General features: G+C 71.0%; 18 protein-coding genes and 2 pseudogenes. 8 read left to right on the forward strand and 12 right to left on the reverse strand.

Features of this window, described 5'->3' with window-relative positions; translation table 11 throughout:
• Positions 1–22 precede the first annotated feature (22 nt).
• Genes ACFWWR_RS24465 through ACFWWR_RS24475 form a run of 3 tightly spaced genes read right to left on the reverse strand, consistent with a single transcriptional unit; the run spans position 23 to position 2021 of the window.
• Entirely contained in the window at positions 23–550 is a 528-nt protein-coding gene (locus tag ACFWWR_RS24465) for a flavoprotein (RefSeq protein WP_384305292.1), read from the reverse strand.
• 58 nt (positions 551–608) lie between these two features.
• On the reverse strand, positions 609–809 hold the full coding sequence (locus ACFWWR_RS24470) for a ferredoxin (protein ID WP_384305295.1): 201 nt from the start codon (positions 807–809) through the stop codon (positions 609–611).
• 12 nt (positions 810–821) lie between these two features.
• Positions 822–2021: a cytochrome P450 gene (locus ACFWWR_RS24475; protein WP_384305298.1), complete on the reverse strand. Its 1200-nt coding sequence runs from the start codon at positions 2019–2021 to the stop codon at positions 822–824.
• A gap of 330 nt (positions 2022–2351) precedes the next feature.
• Between ACFWWR_RS24475 and ACFWWR_RS24480 the strand changes: the two genes are divergently transcribed.
• Both ACFWWR_RS24480 and ACFWWR_RS24485 read left to right on the forward strand, forming a co-directional pair.
• Complete coding sequence (locus ACFWWR_RS24480; protein WP_384305300.1) at positions 2352–2984, forward strand: LysE family transporter; 633 nt, start codon at positions 2352–2354, stop codon at positions 2982–2984.
• A 189-nt stretch (positions 2985–3173) separates the two neighbouring features.
• Positions 3174–3617: a nitroreductase family deazaflavin-dependent oxidoreductase gene (locus ACFWWR_RS24485; protein WP_384305302.1), complete on the forward strand. Its 444-nt coding sequence runs from the start codon at positions 3174–3176 to the stop codon at positions 3615–3617.
• Between the two features lie 63 nt (positions 3618–3680).
• On the opposite strand, the gene ACFWWR_RS24490 is transcribed toward ACFWWR_RS24485, so the two are convergent.
• Positions 3681–4652: a cation diffusion facilitator family transporter gene (locus ACFWWR_RS24490; RefSeq protein ID WP_383863009.1), complete on the reverse strand. Its 972-nt coding sequence runs from the start codon at positions 4650–4652 to the stop codon at positions 3681–3683.
• A 111-nt stretch (positions 4653–4763) separates the two neighbouring features.
• Here ACFWWR_RS24490 and ACFWWR_RS24495 point away from each other — a divergent pair, with 111 nt between their 5' ends.
• Positions 4764–5789: a glutathione S-transferase family protein gene (locus ACFWWR_RS24495; RefSeq protein ID WP_384305304.1), complete on the forward strand. Its 1026-nt coding sequence runs from the start codon at positions 4764–4766 to the stop codon at positions 5787–5789.
• 14 nt (positions 5790–5803) lie between these two features.
• A complete protein-coding gene (locus ACFWWR_RS24500) occupies positions 5804–6100 on the forward strand; it encodes a DUF4235 domain-containing protein (RefSeq protein ID WP_383863016.1) in 297 nt (98 codons plus the stop codon).
• A 69-nt stretch (positions 6101–6169) separates the two neighbouring features.
• Here ACFWWR_RS24500 and ACFWWR_RS24505 read toward each other — a convergent pair whose 3' ends face one another.
• Positions 6170–6562, reverse strand: coding sequence for a VOC family protein (locus tag ACFWWR_RS24505; protein ID WP_383863019.1), 393 nt, complete (start codon positions 6560–6562; stop codon positions 6170–6172).
• A 347-nt stretch (positions 6563–6909) separates the two neighbouring features.
• Here ACFWWR_RS24505 and ACFWWR_RS24510 point away from each other — a divergent pair, with 347 nt between their 5' ends.
• A complete protein-coding gene (locus ACFWWR_RS24510; protein WP_383863022.1) occupies positions 6910–7941 on the forward strand; it encodes a 7-epi-alpha-eudesmol synthase in 1032 nt (343 codons plus the stop codon).
• 61 nt (positions 7942–8002) lie between these two features.
• On the opposite strand, the gene ACFWWR_RS24515 is transcribed toward ACFWWR_RS24510, so the two are convergent.
• From ACFWWR_RS24515 to ACFWWR_RS24535, 5 genes are read right to left on the reverse strand one after another with little or no spacing between them, the layout of a single operon-like run.
• Positions 8003–9253: a cytochrome P450 gene (locus tag ACFWWR_RS24515; RefSeq protein ID WP_383863025.1), complete on the reverse strand. Its 1251-nt coding sequence runs from the start codon at positions 9251–9253 to the stop codon at positions 8003–8005.
• Complete coding sequence (locus ACFWWR_RS24520) at positions 9250–9855, reverse strand: ATP/GTP-binding protein (protein WP_383863028.1); 606 nt, start codon at positions 9853–9855, stop codon at positions 9250–9252. Before ACFWWR_RS24520 ends, ACFWWR_RS24515 begins: the two co-directional genes overlap by 4 nt.
• Complete coding sequence (locus ACFWWR_RS24525) at positions 9836–10207, reverse strand: DUF742 domain-containing protein (RefSeq protein WP_383863030.1); 372 nt, start codon at positions 10205–10207, stop codon at positions 9836–9838. Before ACFWWR_RS24525 ends, ACFWWR_RS24520 begins: the two co-directional genes overlap by 20 nt.
• The gene (locus tag ACFWWR_RS24530) at positions 10204–10614 is read right to left on the reverse strand and encodes a roadblock/LC7 domain-containing protein (RefSeq protein ID WP_030043913.1); all 411 of its coding nucleotides are present in this window, start codon (positions 10612–10614) and stop codon (positions 10204–10206) included. Before ACFWWR_RS24530 ends, ACFWWR_RS24525 begins: the two co-directional genes overlap by 4 nt.
• A 4-nt stretch (positions 10615–10618) precedes the next feature.
• The gene (locus tag ACFWWR_RS24535; protein WP_383863034.1) at positions 10619–12328 is read right to left on the reverse strand and encodes an ATP-binding protein; all 1710 of its coding nucleotides are present in this window, start codon (positions 12326–12328) and stop codon (positions 10619–10621) included.
• Positions 12329–12657: 329 nt separating this feature from the next.
• Between ACFWWR_RS24535 and ACFWWR_RS24540 the strand changes: the two genes are divergently transcribed.
• Both ACFWWR_RS24540 and ACFWWR_RS24545 read left to right on the forward strand, forming a co-directional pair.
• The gene (locus tag ACFWWR_RS24540) at positions 12658–13020 is read left to right on the forward strand and encodes a DUF1304 domain-containing protein (protein ID WP_383863037.1); all 363 of its coding nucleotides are present in this window, start codon (positions 12658–12660) and stop codon (positions 13018–13020) included.
• Positions 13017–13580, forward strand: coding sequence for a TetR/AcrR family transcriptional regulator (locus tag ACFWWR_RS24545; RefSeq protein WP_384305307.1), 564 nt, complete (start codon positions 13017–13019; stop codon positions 13578–13580). The genes ACFWWR_RS24540 and ACFWWR_RS24545 overlap by 4 nt, the downstream gene beginning before the upstream one ends.
• A gap of 4 nt (positions 13581–13584) precedes the next feature.
• On the opposite strand, the gene ACFWWR_RS24550 is transcribed toward ACFWWR_RS24545, so the two are convergent.
• Positions 13585–14445, reverse strand: a complete 861-nt coding sequence (locus tag ACFWWR_RS24550; RefSeq protein WP_383863042.1) for a hypothetical protein — start codon at positions 14443–14445, stop codon at positions 13585–13587.
• A gap of 60 nt (positions 14446–14505) precedes the next feature.
• A pseudogene (locus ACFWWR_RS24555) lies at positions 14506–14757 on the reverse strand (helix-turn-helix domain-containing protein); the annotation flags it as partial.
• 11 nt (positions 14758–14768) lie between these two features.
• Between ACFWWR_RS24555 and ACFWWR_RS24560 the strand changes: the two are divergent.
• A pseudogene (locus tag ACFWWR_RS24560) lies at positions 14769–14930 on the forward strand (transposase); the annotation flags it as partial.
• Positions 14931–14952 lie beyond the last annotated feature (22 nt).

A 14952-nucleotide genomic window follows, 5' to 3' on the forward strand; every position in this document is an offset into this window, starting at 1 on the left:
CCGCCGACCGGCACCGTCCGGCTCACCCCAGCAGGTCCAGCGCCCGCTCCCACGAGAACTCCGGGCGCGTGCCGTCCTCTCCCGGGTCACCGGAGTACGGTTCGCCGAACCTCACGCCCATGGCGCGCAGCCGTACGAGACTGTCCCGGTAGGCGGGGTGGGCGGCGAGCGCGTCGGCGACGCACGGCAGGGCCGCCACGGGGACGCCCAGGCCGTAGGTCTCGCACAGCGTCGCCACGGCGAGGGTGTCGGCGAGCCCGGCCGCCCACTTGTTGACGGTGTTGAAGGTGGCGGGAGCCACCACGACGGCGTCCGGCGGCGGGAAGGGGCGCGGGTCGCCGGGGCTGCGCCAGGCCGAGCGGACCGGCCGCCCGGTCTGCGCCTCGACGGCGGCGGTGTCGAAGAAGCCGTTCATCGCGACGGGCGTCGCGATCACCCCGACCTCCCAGTCGCGTTCCTGGGCGGCGGTGATCAGCTTGCTGACGTCCGCCGCGATCTGGGCGGCGCAGACGACGACGTAGAGGAAGGGTTTCCGGTCCGGTCCGGTCATCCCGGAACCCTACTGAAGCCGCCTGCCGGAGCATCGCCGAGGCCGGACGCGGGGAGCGTCAGCCCACCGTCTCGGACACCGTGATGGCGCTGACGGGACAGGCCCGGGCGGCCTCCCGGACCATGGGGTCGCCGCCGCCGTCCTCCCGGTCGGGCAGGAGGGCGCTGTAGCCGTCGTCGTCCTGGGTGAAGACGCCCGGGGCGGCCAGGGCGCACTGGCCCGCACCGATGCAGACGTCCTTGTCGATGTCGATGTGCATGACCGGAGCCCCTTACCAGGTCACGGGGAGTTCCAGCATCCCCTGGATGGTGTCGCCGGGCTTGAAGGGGATCTCGTCCGCGGGGGCGGCGAGGCGCAGGCCGGGCAGTCGCTCGAAGAGCGTGTGCAGGGCGATCTCCAGCTCGGCGCGGGCCAGGTTCTGGCCGAGGCACTGGTGGATGCCGAAGCCGAACGCGACGTGGTGGCGGGCGGACCGGTGCCAGTCCAGGGTGTCGGGGTCGGTGTACACCTCCTCGTCGCGGTTGATGACCGAGGTCGCGAAGACCACGCCGTCGCCCGCCCTGATCGTCGTGCCCGCCACCTCGATGTCCGCGGTCGCCGATCGCAGCAGACCGTCGGCGATCGACAGCATCCGCACGAGTTCCTCGACGGCGGTGGGCACGAGTGCGGGATCGTCGCGCAACTCGGCCAGCCGCTCCGGGTGTTGGAGGAGTGTGTAGGTGCCGAGTGAGATCATGTTGGCGGTCGTCTCGTGGCCCGCGACCAGCAGGACGATCGCCAGGGAGATCGCTTCCTGGCGGTCGATCTCGCCGTCACGCAGCTGCCGGTGGACGAGTTCGTCCAGCACGCCGTCGCCGGGCTCGCGCTGTTTCTCCTTGCGGTCGATCAACTCGCCGACATACGACTCGAGTTGGTCGCGTGCGTCCATGGTGTCAGCGGGCGTCGGGCCGCGCAGCAGGCGCCGGGACTGCCCTTCGAAAAAGTCGTGGTCGGCGTACGGGATGCCGAGCAGGGCGCAGATGACCGTCGACGGCACGGGCAGTGCGAAGGCGCTCACCAGCTCGGCGGGCGGCCCCTGGGCGATCATCGCGTCGATCCGTTCGTCCACGACCTGCTGGATGCGCGGGCGCAGTTCGGTGGCGCGTTTGAGGGTGAAGCTGGGGATCATCATCCGCCGCTGGGTGCGGTGCTCGGGGTCGTCGACGCCCAGCAGCGCGGTCTTCCGGTCCCGTACGGCCGCGAAGCGCGCCGAGAGCGCGGGGAATTCGGGCCGGGTCCGGTCGGTGGACAGGCGCGGGTCGGCCAGCAGGGCGCGGGCGGCGGCATGACCGCTGACCAGCCAGGCCGGGCGGCCGTCGAAGAGGGTGATCCGGGTGAGCGGCCGGGCGGTGCGCAGCGGATCGTAGGCGGTCGGCGGGTGGTAGGGACAGGTCCGGCTCTGGGGGAAGGCGACCGGTTCCGTTTCCGTCATGGCAGACCTCGCAGACGAAGGGTGCGGCGTGCGGATTCATTAGATGCCCCGGGCACCTAAGGGTCGACGAGAAGTTCGGCCAGATCGGTGGCGAAGGCGATATGGCCGGGGATCACCGCTCCCCGGGCGCACATCGGACGGCCGGATTCACCGTCCGGCCGGGGACCGTCGTCGCACCTCGGAAATTCGGTTGTCCCCGCACGGCCGCCGCCCCCAGGATCTGGCCATGCTGAAAACCGATGCCCCGCTGCCGCCGACCGCCACCGCCGTTCGTCCGGTGCGCGTCCAGCAGCAGCCCGGCCGTCCCTGGAGGCCCACGCCTGCGCGCTCATGACCGCCGCGCTCGTCGCGGGACTGCTCGCGGGGTACGGCATCGCCGTCCCCGTCGGCGCGGTCGGCGCCTATCTGGTCTCCCTCACCGCTCGTACGTCCCTGCGGACCGGAGCGTGCGCCGCGCTCGGCGTCGCGGCCGCCGACGGGCTGTACGCGCTCGTGGCCACCCTCGGCGGCTCGGCCCTCGCCGGCACGCTGCGGCCGGTGCTCGGGCCGCTGCGCTGGGCCTCCGCCCTGGTCCTGGTGGCGCTGGCGGCCCTGGGCGCGGTCACGGCCCTACGGCAGTACCGCGGCCACCGGCTCACCACCCGTGTCGACCCCCCTCCGCCGAGCCCCGCCCGGGCCTTCCTGGCGCTGCTCGGGATCACCCTGCTCAACCCCACCACCGTGATCTACTTCGCCGCCCTGGTGCTCGGCACCCGTGCCGAGGAGGCCGTACGGCCCCTGGAACAGACCGTGTTCGTACTGGCGGCCTTCGTCGCCTCCGCGAGCTGGCAGCTGCTGCTCGCCGGGGGCGGCGCCCTGCTGGGCCGGGCCCTGACGGGGTCCCGGGGGCGGCTGGCGACGGCGTTGCTGTCGAGCGGGGTGATGACGGCTTTGGCCGTGCGGATGCTGGTGGCTCCCTCGTGAGCGGGCCGAGCTGTCGTGCGGTGCGGCCACGCCCTTCCGTACGCGGTCGGCGCGGGCGATCAGCAGGAGAGCAACGGCCGGGACGCACTCTTCGGGACCATCGGGGAACGCTGTACGGATGAAAACCGTTCGTACCGGTGTTCAGCGCGGTACGGACGAGCCGTAGTCGACGACGATGGGACGGATGCCATGCCTCTCGAGGGCGAGTACGAACCCAGCCCGACGGAATGGGTGCGCAAGCAGGTCGAGGAGTACGAGAGCTCCGGCGGCACGAAGGGCACCACCATGATGGGAATGCCCGTCATCCTGCTCACCACCGTTGGTGCGAAGAGCGGAAAGATACGGAAGACACCGCTGATGCGCGTCGAGCACGAGGGGCGTTACGCCGCGGTCGCGTCCCTGGGCGGGGCGCCCAAGCATCCGGTCTGGTACCACAACGTCAAGTCCGATCCCCGGGTGGAACTCCAGGACGGTCCGGTGAAGCAGGACATGACGGCCCGTGAGATCACCGGAGCGGAGAAGGCCGAGTGGTGGGAGCGCGCGGTCGCCGCGTACCCGCCGTACGCCGACTACCAGAAGAAGACAGAGCGGGAGATTCCGGTCTTCGTGCTGGAGCCCTCGGACGGGAGCTGAATCTCCCGGAGAAAAACTCTCGCCCGGGGACGCATGGACCCGCGTCCGCCGGGCACCCGAGCCTCAGGCCCCGCCGCGTTCCCCCGTCGCGGCGGGGCTTTCCGCTGCCTCGACGGCGGGCCGGTCGGTCACGTCGAGGAAGATCTGGCCGGCCTCCGGGACGGTACTGGCGATGGACCGCTTGATGCGCACCGCGACCTCCTCGACCCGCTCACTGTCCAGTCCGGGCACCAGGTCGACGCGGGCCGCCACCAGAAGCGAGTCCAGCCCCATCTTCATCGTGAGCAGCGCCTCTACGCTGTCGATCTCCGGCTGCGCCTTCAGCAGCGCCCGGATCCTGCCGCTGGACTCCGGGTCGGCGGCCTCCCCGATCAGCTGGTCCCGTGCCTCGCGGCCGAGGCGGTAGGCCACGTAGACGAGCAGGGCGCCGATCGCCAGCGACGCGGACGCCTCCCACACGACCTGCCCGGTGACCATGTGCAGCGCCATGCCGATCATCGCGAGGGTCACGCCGAGCACCGCCGTGCCGTCCTCGGCGACGACCGTGCGCAGCGCCGGGTCGCGCAGGCCGTCCATGCCCCCGCCCTGCCTGCGTACCTGGTACAGGGCCCTGACCAGCGAGAGTCCCTCGGCGATGAGGGCGACGCCCAGCACGACGAGGCCCGCCACATACCCGCCGAGCGTCTCCTCCGCGCCGTTCCTGAGGGCCTCGATCCCCTGGAAGAAGGAGAAACAGCCGCCCATCACGAAGATCCCGACGGCCGCGAGGAGCGACCAGAAGAACCGCTCCTTGCCGTAGCCGAAGGGGTGGCGCCGGTCGGCGGGGCGGCGGCTGCGGCGCAGCGCGGCGAGCAGGAAGACCTCGTTCATGCTGTCGGCCACGGAGTGCGCGGCCTCCGACAGCAGTGCCGGCGATGCCGCGAGGAGCCCGCCGACGGCCTTCGCGACCGCGATCACGAGGTTGGCCGCGAGCGCCACCAGCACGGTGACGCGAGTCTTCCGGTCTGCCGTCTGTTCTGAAGATGTCCCTGTCACCTCCGCCGACTGCCCCGGTCGGTACGGCTCACACCGTGCCGTCGGCGGAAAACGGGGAACGCGTTCACCAGGGCAGCCCGACAGCGGGCAGCCGCAGAGCAGGGAGGAAACATGGGTGCCGGGGACGACGGCAACAGCGCGTACGGCAAGAAGGCCTTCACGCGGTCCAAGAGCCACTTCTCGGACCGGATCACCGCGGACGGCCGGGACGGCTGGCCGGTGGAGGCGGGCCGCTACCGGCTGGTGGCGAGCCGCGCCTGCCCGTGGGCGAGCCGCTCACTGGTCTCCCGGCGCCTCCTCGGCCTGGAGGACGCCCTGTCCCTCGCCGTCGCCGACCCGATCCAGGACGACCGCAGCTGGCGCTTCACCCTCGACCCCGACGACCGCGACCCGGTCCTCGGCATCCGCTACCTCAGCGAGGCCTACGACCGGCGGGAGACCGACTACCCGGGTGGCGTGAGCGTGCCCGCGATCGTGGACGTGCCGAGCGGGAAGCTGGTCACCAACGACTACCAGCGCATCACCCTGGACCTCGCCACCGAGTGGACGGCCCTGCACCGGGAGGGCGCGCCCGACCTGTATCCGCAGGCCCGGCGCGACGAGATCGACGCGGTGATGGCGGACGTCTACCAGGACGTCAACAACGGCGTGTACCGGGCGGGCTTCGCCACCGACCAGGAGGAGTACGAGGCCGCCTGCGCGGACGTCTTCCGCCGACTGGACCTGCTGACACCCCGGCTGGCCCGGCAGCGGTACCTGGTCGGCGACACGATCACCGAGGCGGACATCCGGCTGTTCACCACGTTGGTCCGCTTCGACGCCGTCTACCACGGCCACTTCAAGTGCAACCGCTGGAAGCTGGCCGAGAACGAGGTCCTGTGGGCGTACGTCCGCGACCTGTACCAGACACCGGGCTTCGGCGACACCGTCGACTTCGACCACATCAAGCGGCACTACCACCAGGTGCACACCGGCATCAACCCGACCGGCATCGTGCCCCTCGGGCCGGACCTGTCGGGCTGGCTGACACCCCATCACCGGGAGGAACTGGGCGGCCGGCCGTTCGGTGACGGGACGCCGCCGGGTCCGGTACCCGAGGGCGAGGAGGTCCCGGAAGACCACCGACCCATCCGCTGACCAAGGAGATTCACGTGGCCAAGAAGAAGAAGCTGCCCCTCGCCTACAAGCCCGTCGGCTTCGTGCTGGGCTGGACGAGCGGAACGCTGGCGGGACTGGCCTTCCAGAAGACCTGGAAGGCGATCCGACACGAGGACGACGCACCCGACGCCCTGGACCGGGACCGCGGCTGGGGAGAGATCCTGCTGGCCGCCGCGATCCAGGGCGCCATCTTCGCCGTCGTGCGCAGCGCGGTGGACCGCACCGGCGCCAAGGCCATCGAACGCTCGACCGGCGTCTGGCCGGCCGACGGCAAGGGCGGCCGGGACTGACGGCGGCCCGCGGTGACGCCCGGGCGGGGCTCGTCCCCGCCCGGGCGGCTCGGTCTGTTCGTACGGGGCTCAGCCCTGTTTGGGTGCCGTCGACGGGATCAGGCGCAGCGTGAAGGAGTGGCCGGCCGGATCGGCGTAACCGCGTTCCTCGTACGGTCCGGCCGCGTCCTTGGTCTCCAGGGGCCGCCCACCGAGCCCGATCACCTTGCGCTCCGCCTCGTCCAGGTCCTCCACCACGAAGTCGATGTGGGCCTGGAGGGCGTTCTCCGGGCGGGGCCAGCTCGGCGGCGTGGCGTTCACGTCGCGGCGGAAGGCCATGCACATCCCGTCGGCACTCCTGATCTCGACCCGGTTGGCACTCTCGTGCGTCTGCTCGGCGCCCAGCAGCTCCTTGTAGAACACGGCGAGCTTCTCGGGCTCGGCGCAGTCGAGCACGACCACGCCCGCTTTGACCAGTGCCATGTCTCCTCCGAAGGTCCGGGGCGCGGAACGGTGGTGTCCCGCCGCCCTGTACCTAGCGGATATCCCGACCTGGCCGATTCAGTCGGCCGCCGGGGTCAATCCCCCGCAGGCGGGGGCGCGTTGACACGTGTGGGAGGGGAGGGAGTATACGCAGCTCAACTGGCCTGTGCAGTAACGGACATCACGGCCAGGTCACGGTGTAGATCATTTACGCTCTGGGCAGCCTCGTAGCGCTTCTCGGTTCAACTTTCGGCCATGGAAGTCCAGTTCGAGTGCTCGGGCGGTCGTCGTGACTGCCCGCTCGCAGGGGCGGGGGGCTCTGCGTCACGTCTCCCGAAAGGAAGCACATGCCTCAGGACGTCCGGTTCGACCTGCCCTTCGACACCCCCGTCAGCGAACACCTGGAGTACGCCCGGGCGCGACATCTGCGCTGGATCTGGGACATGGGCCTGGTACGCAGCCTGGCCGGGTTCGAGGAGTACAAGTCCTGGGACCTGCCGCAGGCCGCCGCCCGCACCTATCCGCACGCCTCGGCGGACGACATGGTCGTCCTGATGAACTGGTTCTCGCTTGCCTTCCTCTTCGACGACCAGTTCGACGCGAATCAGCCGGACCGCGCGGACCGCATAGCCGAGGTCGCGCGCGAACTCATCGTCACACCGCTGCGGCCGGCGGGAATCCGCCCCCGGGTGGTCTGCCCCATCACGCTGGCCTGGGCGGAGGTCTGGAGCCATCTCTCCGACGGCATGTCCCTGACCTGGCGGACCCGGTTCGCGGCCTCCTGGGGGCGTTTCCTCGTGGCCCACTGCGAGGAGGTCGACCTGGCGGCCCGTGGCCTCGCGGGGACCCTGGGGCTCGACGAGTACGCCGAGTTCCGGCGCCGTACGGTCGGCATCCACCACAGCATCGACGCGGGAGAGCGCAGCCGCGGCTTCGAGGTGCCGTCGCAGGCGATGGCACATCCGGTGATGGAGCGGATGCGCGATCTGGCCGCGGACACCATCGGGTTCATGAACGACATCCACTCCTTCGAGCGCGAGAAGCGCCGGGGCGACGGTCACAACCTGATTGCCGTGCTGCACCGCGAGCGGTCCTTCTCGTGGAAGGAGGCGGCCGCCGAGGCCTACCGCATGACGACCGCCTGCCTCGACGAGTACCTGGAACTTGAGGCCCGCGTCCCGCGGATGTGCGACGACCTCGGCTTCGACGAGGACGAGCGGGCCCGGGTGCGGATGGGTGTGGAGGCCATCCAGCACTGGATCAACGGCAACTACGAGTGGGCGCTGGTGTCGGGCCGCTACTCGGCGGCCAAGGACGGTCCCACGGCCGCCGCCGAACTGGCCGGACGGGGCTCGGTGGACGACCTGCTGGCCGTCTGACGGGACAGCGCTGCCCGGTCGGGGGTCCGACCGGGCAGCGGGAGTGCGCGGAACGCGCGCCCTACACGGGGAACTCGACCGGCAGGCTGTCCAGCCGGAACTCCCATGTGGAGGCGGTCGAGCCGAGCTCCTCCGCCGGTACGGCCAGACGCAGGCCCGGCAGCCGGTGCAGCAGGACGTCCACGCCGATCTCGATGATGGACTGGCCGATGCTCTGCCCGGGGCACTCGTGCGGGCCCGCGCTGAACGCGAGGTGCGACTGGTTGCCCTGGACGGAGACCCCCGGATCGGGCCGGACCTCCGGGTCGACGTTGCCCGGTGCGAGCCCGAGGACGAGCAGGTCGCCCTCCTGGATGTGGTGTCCGCCGAGTTCCAGGTCGGTGGCGGCGAAACGCCCCGGCATGACCGCCAGCGGCGGCGTGTTCCACATGACCTCCTCCACCACGGCGGAGATGTTCAGCTGACCGCTGACCAGGCCGGAGAGCCGGGAGGCGTCGGTGAGGACCAGTTCCAGCACCCGGGCCAGCAGGTTGCTGGTGGTGGTGTGCGCGGCGATCAGCACCAGACGCAGATGGCTGACGACCTCCTCCATGTCGAGTCCGGCGTGGTGTTCGAGCAGGGCGGTCGTGAAGTCCGAGCCCGGCTCGGACTGCTTGCGTTCGGCGAGTTCGCCGAGGATCTCGATGATGCGGTCGTTGTGGGCGAGTGCCCCCTCGCCGCCCTTGAGGACCTGGGCGCAGGACTCGACCAGGCTGCGGCCCTCCGCGGCGGGAAGGCCGAGGATGCGGGTGAGGACCAGCATCGGCAGGTGCTCGGCGTACTCCGCCACCAGGTCGGCCCGCCCGGTGTCCGCGAACGCGTCGATCTGCTTGTTCGCGAAGTGCGTGACGTGCCGCCGGATCCCCCGGCCCGCCGCCGCCTGCAGCCCGTCGGTGACGGCACCGCGCAGCCTGCGGTGCGGTTCGCCGTCCTGGGAGACACAGTCGGGGCGCCAGCCGACCATCGGGATCAGCGGTGAGGTCTCCTCGACGCGGCCGTCCAGCCAGTCCCGCCAGATCCGGGCGTCCCGGCTGAACTGGCGGGGGTTGTCCAGCACCCGCCGGTTGTCGCGGTAGCCGAGGACCAGCCAGGCGGCCACGTCGCCTTCGAGCAGGACGGGGGCGACGGAGCCGTGCTCCTTGCGCAGCCGCTCGTAGATGCCGTGCGGGTCGGTCGCCGCCTCCGGACCGTACAGCCGGGCGGGATCGGTCCCGCCGTGGGCGACGGGGCAACCGCGCGGGGCGTCGGTGCCGTCTAAGGTCTGATCGTTCATCGGGGCTCCAGTGCGACGGCGGAGCGTTCCTTCAAGTGACGTATCAGGGCCACGAGTACGTCACGGCTGGAGGCCCGGTCGCGGGCGTCGCAGGCCACGATCGGGGTGTGCGGGGAGATGTCCAGGGCGTCCCGGATCTCTTCGACCGGGTGGTTCCTGGAGTCGGGGAAGACGTTCAGGGCGATCACGAAGGGGACGTTCTGCCGCTCCATCTCCTCGATCGCCCGGAAGCTGGAGGCGAGGCGGCGGGTGTCCACCAGGACGACCGCGCCGAGCGCGCCCTTGAACAGGCCGTTCCACAGGAACCAGAAGCGCTCCTGGCCGGGCGTGCCGAACAGGTAGAGCACCAGCTTCTCGTTGATGCCGATCTTGCCGAAGTCCAGACTGACCGTGGTCTCGGTCTTGTCGGCGACGCCGATGAGGTGGTCGTCGTCCGCGCTGGCCTGGGTGAGGGTCTCCTCGGTGGTCAGCGGCTTGATGTCGCTGACCGAGCGGACCATCGTGGTCTTCCCGGTCCCGAAACCGCCGGCGATCATCACCTTCACCGAGCGGGTGCCCCCGGCATCCGGCCCGCCGGGATGGTCAAAGCCTTTGAAGTCCACTGAGTACCTCCTCAAGGAGCGCGAGGTCTGGCCCGCGACCGGCGTCGTGCGCCGGAATGGGGTCACGGGCTTCGACGCGGCCTGCCTCGAGCAGATCCGCCAGCAGCACCGCGAGAATGTTGAAGGGCAATCCGAGATGGGCGCCGAGTTCGGCCACCGACAACGGATCGCGGCAGCGCCGAAGGATCTCCTCGTGCTCGTGCTGCATACCCGGTACGGGGGCGGTGCGGGAGACGACGAGGGTCGCCACGTCGAGACTCGACGCCGAACCGCCCGGTCCGCTACGTCCTCCGGTGAGGACGTAGTAGCGCTCGAGACCGGACGGGTCCGTGGGCCGGCGGGGAGCACTCATCCAGAGTGCTCCTCCAGGCGCGGAGTGGTGCCGAGGAGCTCACCCATCCGGCGGGCCAGGTCCCTCATCTGGTGTCCGAGCAGCCCCTGGTCGAGGCCTTCCCTGGCGAGGACGCCGAGGTACGTCTCCACGCCGGCGCGTACCACGAAGAGGTGACCGCCGTCGACCTCGATCATCGCCAGCCTGAGCTGCCCCGCGTACTTGGGGAACTGCTCGGCGACCGGCTGGGCCAGCGCCTGCAGCCCGGCCACCACCGCCGCGAATCGGTCCACGTCGTCGGGGTCTTCGGCGCCGAAGGAGGTGATTGCCTTGCCGTCGCTGGAGGCCACGAGGGCGAAGCGGATCTCCGGGATGGATTCCACCAGATCGCGCAGCGCCCAGCTCACGTCGGTTCCCTGTTGCGTCATGGGACTAGTCGCTCTCTTCAGTGCGGTGCTCTGCGGACTCGCGGCCGTCGGCCGTGCCGGTCGCCTCGACGGACTCGCGTCCGGCGGTGGCGAAGGCGGCCAGGCCGGTGAAGGACGCGTCGGGCGGAACGGCCATGACGCCGGTCTCCTCGGTCCGCTCGGCGCGCTCGGCCGGCTGGTGCCGCTCCGACTCGTTCCGCTTGCTCCTTCGTTTGGGCAGCCCGCCGGGCGTGGTGTCCGCGGTGTCGGTCTCCTCCGCCGTGGCTGCCACGCCGACCGGGACCTGGGCCGAAGCGGCCGCGGCGGCCTGGGCCACCGGTGCCGTGGCCGCGGGGGTGACCGCGGGCAGCTGGCTGAAGTACTTGTGCGGGACCACGACCACCACCGAGGTGCCGAGCCAGGGGGAGTCCGCGAAGGTGACGCGGATGCCGTAGCGGCGGGCGAGGGCGCCGACGACCCGCAGGCCGAGGTTGGCGTCCTCCGAGACGCCGCCGAGGCCCGGTCCGGCCCCGGTGCCCGCGAGGGCGTTCTCGGCCTCGCGCTTCTTCTCCTCGCTCAGCCCCTTGCCGGAGTCCTGGATCTCGATGCCGACGCCGTTGGGGACCTCCTTGCCGGAGACGACCACCGGCTCGGTGGGCGGCGAGTAGCGGGCCGCGTTGTCCAGCAGGTGGGCGAAGATCAGCGTGAGGTGGTCGACCAGACCGCCGTCCACGCCGAGTTCGGGCAGGTGGCGCACCTGGACACGGTGGAAGTCCTTGATGCGGCCGATGCCGCCGCGCACCACGCTCAGCAGACGCTGCGGCTCCTGCCACTGCCGGCCGGGCCGGTCCGAACCGCCGAGCACGCCGATGCTGGCGGCGAGACAGTCGGCGGGGCCGATCTCCTGGTCGAGCTCCATCAGGCCGCGGGCGACGGCCGGCAGCCGGCCGTGCTCGCCCTGCATCTCGTGCAGGCGACCGCGGAGCTTGCTGGTCAGCACGTGGATGCGGTTGCCGATACTGATGACGGCCTGCTCGGCCGAGGTGGAGCGGTTGAACTCCTCCTCGACACCGATCAGCGCGGTCCTGAGGATCTTGCGGAGTTCGGCCTGGAGGTCGGCGCTGACCTTCGCGCACTGGTTGGTGCTGGGCAGCAGGTCGTCGATGGCGTCGCCGTCACGCAGGCGCTTCAGGGCGTCCGGCAACTGCTCGCCGGCGAGGCGGGCAACCGCGTCCTGCTGGTGCGTCAGCTGCTCCTTCCAGACCTCGGCCTGGTCGGCGAGCTGCGACTCGTAGGACGTGGCCTGGTCGGCGAGCCGTGCCTCGTACGCGGAGGTCTGCTCGGCGAGCCGTGCCTCGAACGTCCGTGACTGCTCGACCAGTTGCACCTCATAGGCGCCCGCCTGGTCGGCGAACTGCGCCTCCTGGGCGGCCCGCTCGGCCGAGAACTTGCGCTCCAGGCCGGCGACATGCTGCTGCCACTGCTGGGAGTGCTCGGCCTGCGAGGTGCGGAAGGAGCCCTCCGTCCGGCGCAGTTCGGTCCGGGCGCGGAGCAGGAGACGAACGCACACGGCGCTGGCTGCCGTCGCCGCGACGCCGGCGACGGCGGCGGTTATTCGCTCCGAGCTCATGAACGTGGCGGCAACCGTCCCGCCTCCTAAGGCCAGCGGCATCAGCCACCAGCTGTACCAGGCGACAGGGGCCCGCGCCGCCGGGGGCGGAGTGGCGAGTTCCATCTGCATCCTTCGAAGCAACACGATCCAACAAGGGGGGTGTTCAAGTTCAAGAGGGGACCGCACTCATGAGTACGCACCACGCGACGACCGATCGAAATCGCGTCAACTCGCAGCGCCGAACCGGAGCTTATCGGGTTTGATGCTGAAAGGATCAAACGCACCCGCCTGGCGGAGGTGAGGGTTCCATCACTCTCCGAACAAGAACCCACACATCGACAAATCCCTTTACGTACCTACGGGGTTGCCCCCCACCGCCCGTCGCAGTCCGACTTCTTGGACAGGTGTCCAGCTATAGTGGACACCCGTCCAAGAAACAGAGGAAGCGACTCATGGAGATCCTGGCGAGTGTGCTGGTCGGTCTGGTGGCCGCCCTGCACGTCTACATCCTGGTGATGGAAGTGTTCCTGTGGCAGAAGAAGCCCGGCAGGGCGCTGCACGGGTTCGACCGGGAGATGGCCGCGGCGACCGCGCCGATGGCCGCCAACCAGGGGCTCTACAACGGGTTTCTCGCGGCGGGGCTGGTGTGGGGGCTCATCGCCTCGGATCCCACCGGCTTCCGTGCGCAGGTGTTCTTCCTGGTCTGTGTCGTGGTCGCCGGCGTCTTCGGCTCGGTCACCGCGAACCGCCGCATCCTGTTCGCGCAGGCACTGCCGGGCGCGCTCGCCCTGGGTGCCGTCCTGTTGGCCCGGTGAGCCGGGACGCCCCGCAGGACCCGCGGGCCGCGCGCACCCGGGCGCGGCTGCGGCAGGCCCTGCTCGACGAGTGCGCCGAGCGGCCCCTCGCGGAGGTCGGCGTGGCCGCGCTGGTGCGCCGCGCCGGGGTCGGACGGGCCACGTTCTACGTCCACTACGACGGCCTGGAGGCGCTGGCGGTGGACGCCTGCGCGGACGTCGTGCGCGAGGCCGTGGACGCGCTGCACGCCTGGCGCGGCCGGCCCGACCCGGTGCACGCGCCGCCCGCGCTGGCGGAGTTCTTCCACTCGCTCGCCCCGCGGGCCGCGCTGTACCGCGTGCTGCTGACCCCGGGCGGCGGCGGCCCGCTGGGCCGGGTGCTGCACCGGGATCTGCGCGCCTACAGCCTGCGCGAGCGGGAACTCGCGGGCGCGGCGGACGCCCCGCTGGTCGCCTCGGCCGTCGCCGCCACCTTCGCCGGGGTCCTGGCCGACTGGCTGCACGGTCTTCTCGAAGCCGACGCCGGCGAGATCGCCGACCAGGTCTGGCGGTTGCTGGTCGCCCTGCACGCGAGCCGGTGAGGGGTCACTTGCAGGCCACTCCCCGTTCGGCCAGGGGCCAGGCCTCCACGCCGTCGGGGGTGCGGACGTACGCCCTGGACGGATCGTCCGTCAGCCACAACTCCCGCTCGTGCAGGCGGTATCCGGTGTCCCGGGCATCCTCGGGCATGAGCACGTCCCCGTCGTACGGGGCTGTGAGCAGGTCCCTGTCGAACACTCCGTCGGGATCGCGGACGTACTGCCGGCTGTCCTCGCCCCGGCCCAGTTGCAGGAAGTGCGCGCTCTGCCAGTCACAGTGTTCCGGACCGGCGCTGCTGCTCACGGTGGTGGTGGGGATCCGCTTCCCGCTCCGGTCGGTCCAGATCTCGAACTCCTCGGAGTCGGTGAAACTCGCCGGGAGCTCGGCCGGATCGCAGGAGGCGTTGGTCTCCGGGCCCCAGCCCGGCCGGTTCTTGTGGTCCTTGGCGACGACGACGGCCACCTTGGTCCTGCCCGCCACGTCGTAGGAGTAGAGGACGCGGCCGTTCTCCTCGCGCTCCTGGCGGTAACCGGACCGGGGGACCTCCGGCTGCTCGATGTCGAAGTACAGCTTCAGCCCCTCCTCGGGGGTCGAACCGCCGTCCCCCTTGCTCCACGTCTCGCCCTGGCCGCCCGAGTAGACCTCCCCGTCGCACTCCAGCGCCCGGCCCGCGGCGCCCGACTCGATGAGCGCGGCTTGCTCGGTGCTCTCGTCCAGGTCCTTCGTGGGCAGGTACAGCGGTCCGCTGTAGGGCGTGGCCGGGGCTGTGCCCTCGACCACCGGGTCCGCGTCTTCCCCGGCACCGCACCCCACGGCCGCCGTCGTCGCCAGCACCGACACAGCCACCGCCACAAGCCTTCTACGCATGCCGCCCCCGTCTTCGTCCGCCGTTCTCTGATCTTCCGACGCGGCAGCCGTACGGAACGTTCAGCGGGCCGCCGACTGGAACGTCCGCCGGTACGCCTGGGGCGAGACCCCGATGGAGGCGTGCAGGTGCTGGCGCAGGGAGGCGCCCGTGGCGAAGCCGACCCGTCCGGCGATCTGGTCCACGGACAGGTCGCTGCCCTCCAGCAGGTGCCGGGCACGGGCCACGCGCTGCTGGATCAGCCAGCGGCCGGGGCCGACCTCCTCGTTGAAGCGGCGGGCGAAGGTGCGCGGGCTCATCCGGGCGTGGCCGGCATCCGCGTTTTCCTGGGCGTGAGGAAACCCGCCCCCGCATCCCCGGACCACGGACACGACCCGTGCCGCCCGGGCGCGGAGTGAACGCGGGAAACCAGAACGCCCAACACCGTTCGGGGCGTTCGGCCGAGCATGGGTTCTGGCAACAGGACTCACTCCCGCTCAGTCTCTAGGAACGGTACGCACCCTCCAGGG

This window comes from Streptomyces sp. NPDC058678, from assembly GCF_042714835.1.
GTDB lineage: Bacteria > Actinomycetota > Actinomycetes > Streptomycetales > Streptomycetaceae > Streptomyces.

Coding starts and splice junctions, on each gene's coding strand:
- ACFWWR_RS24465 (WP_384305292.1), bottom strand. CDS start 550: ATGACCGGACCGGACCGGAAACCCTTCCTCTACGTCGTCGTCTGCGCC.
- ACFWWR_RS24470 (WP_384305295.1), bottom strand. CDS start 809: ATGCACATCGACATCGACAAGGACGTCTGCATCGGTGCGGGCCAGTGC.
- ACFWWR_RS24475 (WP_384305298.1), bottom strand. CDS start 2,021: ATGACGGAAACGGAACCGGTCGCCTTCCCCCAGAGCCGGACCTGTCCC.
- ACFWWR_RS24480 (WP_384305300.1), top strand. CDS start 2,352: ATGACCGCCGCGCTCGTCGCGGGACTGCTCGCGGGGTACGGCATCGCC.
- ACFWWR_RS24485 (WP_384305302.1), top strand. CDS start 3,174: ATGCCTCTCGAGGGCGAGTACGAACCCAGCCCGACGGAATGGGTGCGC.
- ACFWWR_RS24495 (WP_384305304.1), top strand. CDS start 4,764: ATGGGTGCCGGGGACGACGGCAACAGCGCGTACGGCAAGAAGGCCTTC.
- ACFWWR_RS24505 (WP_383863019.1), bottom strand. CDS start 6,562: ATGGCACTGGTCAAAGCGGGCGTGGTCGTGCTCGACTGCGCCGAGCCC.
- ACFWWR_RS24510 (WP_383863022.1), top strand. CDS start 6,910: ATGCCTCAGGACGTCCGGTTCGACCTGCCCTTCGACACCCCCGTCAGC.
- ACFWWR_RS24515 (WP_383863025.1), bottom strand. CDS start 9,253: ATGAACGATCAGACCTTAGACGGCACCGACGCCCCGCGCGGTTGCCCC.
- ACFWWR_RS24525 (WP_383863030.1), bottom strand. CDS start 10,207: ATGAGTGCTCCCCGCCGGCCCACGGACCCGTCCGGTCTCGAGCGCTAC.
- ACFWWR_RS24530 (WP_030043913.1), bottom strand. CDS start 10,614: ATGACGCAACAGGGAACCGACGTGAGCTGGGCGCTGCGCGATCTGGTG.
- ACFWWR_RS24535 (WP_383863034.1), bottom strand. CDS start 12,328: ATGGAACTCGCCACTCCGCCCCCGGCGGCGCGGGCCCCTGTCGCCTGG.
- ACFWWR_RS24540 (WP_383863037.1), top strand. CDS start 12,658: ATGGAGATCCTGGCGAGTGTGCTGGTCGGTCTGGTGGCCGCCCTGCAC.
- ACFWWR_RS24550 (WP_383863042.1), bottom strand. CDS start 14,445: ATGCGTAGAAGGCTTGTGGCGGTGGCTGTGTCGGTGCTGGCGACGACG.